The sequence below is a fragment of the Rhodoferax sp. LB1P47 genome, from assembly GCF_056521445.1.
Genome location: NZ_JBWMAU010000038.1, coordinates 1 through 1741 on the forward strand (window position 1 = coordinate 1; position 1741 = coordinate 1741).

2 protein-coding genes are annotated in these 1741 nt (G+C 52.7%); both read right to left on the reverse strand.

The window, feature by feature from the left end; all coding sequences use genetic code 11:
* Nucleotides 1-347: 347 nt before the first annotated feature.
* Nucleotides 348-572, reverse strand: coding sequence for a hypothetical protein (locus AC0969_RS19690; protein WP_479625844.1), 225 nt, complete (start codon nucleotides 570-572; stop codon nucleotides 348-350).
* Between the two features lie 80 nt (nucleotides 573-652).
* Entirely contained in the window at nucleotides 653-1222 is a 570-nt protein-coding gene (locus AC0969_RS19695) for a hypothetical protein (RefSeq protein WP_479625845.1), read from the reverse strand.
* Nucleotides 1223-1741: the final 519 nt, after the last annotated feature.

A 1741-nucleotide genomic window follows, 5' to 3' on the forward strand; every position in this document is an offset into this window, starting at 1 on the left:
CAAGAACAGCCAGATCCAAGAATTGCTGCCGCATCGCTGGCAGCCCTCCCAGATTTAACTGCGATCTCGTGCCATGGAGGCACACGCAGCGTCAACATGGGTTGCCCATCCGCTTACCTCACATCTAGGTGACCGACGCGTGTATCCATATGGGTCTTTGTATTAAATGGCTGATAGGGAGACATGGCGGTTGCAAATGCGACCTAACGTGATGGGCAACGCAAGTCCTGCGACTTGCAAACGCTTCTGATGCTTAAGTCACCCATGAAAATCTCCTGAAAGTGATTTTCACTCTGGATTCTCGCCGCATATTCATGGTGTTGGTCCCGGTGCACACCTACACCGGGTTACAGGCAGGACGAGTCCTGGCCGATGCGGGCTATCGCAATGATGCGGTGATCTCCTAGTTGAACGAGAGCGGTGATTGCGATCTTACGGTGCACCAGCAGCACGAAACCGTCGAAGTGCAGCCCCGGCAGACCTTCACCCTGTCGCTCACCGGTTCGCCGCAGGCTTGTGTGCGCTTTAAGGTCGTTTTTAGGCGAATGGCGGGTCGAAGGCAGGCTGGACAAAATTGCTACTTCTCATTACCTCTTTGCGCAAATACCGCGCAAAGTAAAACACGATAGCGACTTGGCCTGTCTTGTGAGCGTCAATCGACTAGACCCCGGAAGGACAGGTATGGTGCCATCGCGTCCTCGATGGCTTGGAGCTTTGAGTCGAGCGAGGCCTGCTCTGAATTCAGGCGAACCCTTGTCTCGACAAAATACTCAGGCGGGATGCCTTGAGTTCTCAAAATTTCATGGCTTCCTTTAATGACAAATGCGGACTTATTGAAGTTTTCCATGAGAGCGCGTACCCCAGAGCTTGAAGCGAATAAGAAGCGAGATTCAGTCATCGCCGTGATGTACCGCCGATGCAGCAAAGCAAGTTGATCCTTATCCGTTTCCGCGCCTGCAAGAAGTTCTTGACAAAAGTAGAGCGTTGCTTCAAACGCTGCGAAGCGCTTGGCGTACAAGTCGAGTCGAAGTTTCTGCCGCGCGATTCGCCACTGGCGATAAGCGATGTAGGCAACAACCAATGCAATGACGCTTGGAGTCAATGCCGACACGTAGTCGAACCAATTACGTTGTGACGAAGCTATGAGCACTTCAGGGGGCCAACGTGATGTACACCACAAACTTAGCGGTTTAAATCTGCTGCTGAGATTTAAGTCATCCATCGAAATCTCCCGAAAGTGGCTTGCAAACTGAGTTTCCCCAAGGGAAACCGGGTGTACGTAGGTATAAAAGTTACGCCCCCCAGCAGCCAAAAACTGTCCCACTATAGCCCAGAGAAAATTTAAAACTCCCCACGCACCGGCATCTCCCCTTCAAAAGGTAGAGATGTGAATCGCTCACTTTTTTATAGCTATCACTGCAAGTGGAGTAAACGTCAGGGCCACTTTTGTCTACACAGGTAAAAATGCCGTCCACTGTTAATGCGGACTGCCGTGGAAACGGGTTGACCTTGACCACCTATAGCAGAGAACTGCCGGGAGGCAGACTAGTCAATGGGGGTCGGATCACGATTGCGCGCTAGATGCCGACAGAACCCGCATAGCCCTAGCCCGCATTCGTGCCCCGACCCTCATGCCACTAGGATAAGCCCCGTCGCATGCGAATCGCAGCCCTGGCTGCTGTGCGAGGCGTGTTCAGTAGTGGCAAAGGCTTCGGTCTTCGCTTCTTTGCCCTGGGCTCAA

Bases quoted from the DNA above. Each gene is read 5' to 3' on its own strand.
- AC0969_RS19695 (WP_479625845.1), bottom strand. From the start codon at position 1,222: ATGGATGACTTAAATCTCAGCAGCAGATTTAAACCGCTAAGTTTGTGG.